Source organism: Streptomyces torulosus (assembly GCF_001419765.1).
GTDB classification, from domain to species: domain Bacteria; phylum Actinomycetota; class Actinomycetes; order Streptomycetales; family Streptomycetaceae; genus Streptomyces; species Streptomyces torulosus.
This window is the reverse complement of sequence record NZ_LIRK01000144.1, coordinates 1-2,370: the sequence shown is the minus strand read 5'-3', so window position 1 is coordinate 2,370 and position 2,370 is coordinate 1. Positions and strand designations below refer to the sequence as shown.

The 2,370-nt window shown below is 70.7% G+C and carries 3 protein-coding genes; 2 read left to right on the top strand and 1 reads right to left on the bottom strand.

Annotated features, from left to right (window positions below; genetic code table 11):
• Positions 1–193: 193 nt before the first annotated feature.
• Both AOK23_RS11080 and AOK23_RS11075 read left to right on the top strand, forming a co-directional pair.
• Complete coding sequence (locus tag AOK23_RS11080; RefSeq protein WP_055712573.1) at positions 194–694, top strand: GNAT family N-acetyltransferase; 501 nt, start codon at positions 194–196, stop codon at positions 692–694.
• 153 nt (positions 695–847) lie between these two features.
• Positions 848–1,198 carry a hypothetical protein gene (locus AOK23_RS11075; RefSeq protein WP_240496351.1) on the top strand — a complete coding sequence of 117 codons (351 nt, stop codon included), beginning with the start codon at positions 848–850 and terminating at the stop codon, positions 1,196–1,198.
• Positions 1,199–1,249: 51 nt separating this feature from the next.
• Here AOK23_RS11075 and AOK23_RS11070 read toward each other — a convergent pair.
• A partial coding sequence (locus tag AOK23_RS11070; RefSeq protein ID WP_055712572.1) for a serine hydrolase domain-containing protein occupies positions 1,250–2,370 on the bottom strand: 1,121 nt, incomplete at its 5' end.

Genomic DNA, 2,370 nt, shown 5'->3' with positions numbered 1-2,370 from the left:
GGGCTGAGGACGGGGCTGAAGGCGGGGCTGGGGAAAGCGGTTGCGGGACGATCGTGGCTGAAGCTACCCCCGGTTACCCGTGTCGTGTCGAGAGTTCGGGCGGCATTCGCGGAGAGTTGCCGAGGTGTACGCCCGCGTTCGGCGGCTCGACCAGGGCGTATGAGGGCGTATGAGGGCGTGTGATGCTTACGGCATGACTGAGCAGCGCGAGATCGCGGTGGTCCGCTGGCCCGGGCACGACCCCGGTGACGAGGGCGGGCTCGCCCGGTTGCTCGCGGACTACCACCTGCGGACCGAGGCGGAGAAGGGCCGGGCCGTCACCGGCGTGGACGGGCTACCCGACCGCTACCGGGCGGAGATCACGGATCCGCGGACCGCGTTCGCCGCCGATGCCGTGCTGCTGGCGTCGAGTGAACAGGCCACGGTCGGCTGCCTCGTGGTGACCGCGCCCGTCGACGGCTGCTCCGAGATCAAGCGGCTCTGGACGGATCCCGCCCACCGCGGCAGGGGCGTCGCGTCGCGCCTGATCGAGGCCGCGGTGGCGCACGCCGTGGAGAGCGGGGTGAGCACCCTGCGGCTGTCGGTGTGGCAGTGGCGCACCGGAGCCATCGCCCTCTACGAACGGCTCGGCTTCACGATCACCGAGTCATGGGACGGGCGCGATCAGCTGGTGTGCATGCGACGGGGGGTGTGAGGGGGCGGAGTGTGAGGGTGGGGCGGCTGGGAGTCCAGGCGCTGCGCGACAACGGCACCGGCCATCCGTACTCGTACGACGTCGTGGACCACGTCGTCCGCAACGTCCCCGGCCAGTTGTTCCGTCGGGCGGTGGACGTTCACGCAGGGGGACGTGCGGGAGAACCTGGAGAAGATCCCCGACACCGCGGACTTCCTCTTCATCGACGCGGCGCACTCGGCGCGTTTCGCCCGCTGGTACATCCGCGAGCGGTTCCCGGGGATGCGGCCGGGCATCCCGGTGTGCGTCCACGACGTCTTCCACGGGCGCCGACCGCTGCCGTTCACGGCGGGTGCGGTCGTGCTGCGCTGGCTCGCCGAGCGGGAGAACGACTGGTTCACCGCTTCCCCGGCCCGCGCGTCCGAGTTCCACGACCGGCTGGAGGACGTCAAGCGGAACCTGGCGCTCGGTCGCCCGCTCCGCAGCGGCCGGGACAACCCGATGATCTTCTTCACCCTGCGTTGAGGGGGCTCTCGCTGAGGGGACCCTCGCTGATTTGCTCTCGCGGTCGCCGCTTCAGTCGGCTGCGGCGGGCGAGGCCGGGGGCTCGGGCGGACAGAACTCGGCCGAGACGACCTTCTTGCCGCCGCCGACCCAGTCGCCGTTGAAGTTCAGGGTGATCATGTGGCGGCCGTCGCGGGTGCCGAAGGACTGGGTGGAGGAGCCGTGGATGCCGCCCGAGTGGCCCCAGACCTTGATGCCGCACGTCGTCTCGTACTCGATGAGGCCGAGGCCGTAGCGCTGGCTCGGCAGGTTGCCCTCGGTCGGGACCGTGTCGGTCATCTGTCGCAGCTGGGCCGGGCGCAGCAGTCGGCCGGTGAACAGGGCGGTGTAGAAGCGGTTGAGGTCGGACGTGTTGGTGATCATCTCGCCCGCCGCCCAGGCCCAGGACGGGTTCAGCTCGGTGACGTCGTGGGTCGTGCCGGGGTCCTCGGTGAAGGTGGAGTAGTGACGGGTGGGCGCGGGCAGGTGCGGGTCGGTGCCGGGGAAGTACGTGGCGCGCATCCCCAGGGGCCGGGTGACGCGCCGTTCGATCTCGTCGGCGTAGGGCCTGCCGGTCAGCTTCTCGATGATCAGGCCGAGCAGGAGGTAGTTGGTGTTGGAGTACTTCCAGGAGGTGCCCGGCTCGAACTGGGGAGGGTTCCGCAGGGCGAGGGCGATGACCTGCTCCGGGGTCCAGTCGTCGTAGCGGGTCTTCAGGAACTCGATGCCGAGGACCTGCTGCACGAAGGTGGCGTCCTCGGTGAAGTTGAAGACGCCGCTCGTGTGGTTCATCAGCTGCCGTACCGTGATCTTCGTACCGTCGTGGCCGTTGCCCCGGACGACGCCGGGCAGATAGTGGTCGACGGTGGCGTCGAGGTCGAGTCTGCCTTCCGCCTGGAGCTGGAGCAGGACGGTCGCCACGAGCGACTTGGTGACGCTGCCGGTGCGGAACGCGTCGCCGGTCCCGCGCGGTTGGCGTGTGGTCAGGTCGGCGACACCGGAGGTGGCCCTCCACACCCCGTGGGTGTCGCGCACCTCCGCCACGACACCGGGCACACCCGCGGCGACGGCGGCGTCCATCGCGGCCCGGGTGGCGGCGTGGTCGTCGCGGGCCGTCCGGGTGGCGGCGGGGTCGGCGGGGACGGTCCGGGTGG

Bases quoted from the DNA above. Each gene is read 5' to 3' on its own strand.
- AOK23_RS11080 (WP_055712573.1), top strand. From the start codon at position 194: ATGACTGAGCAGCGCGAGATCGCGGTGGTCCGCTGGCCCGGGCACGAC.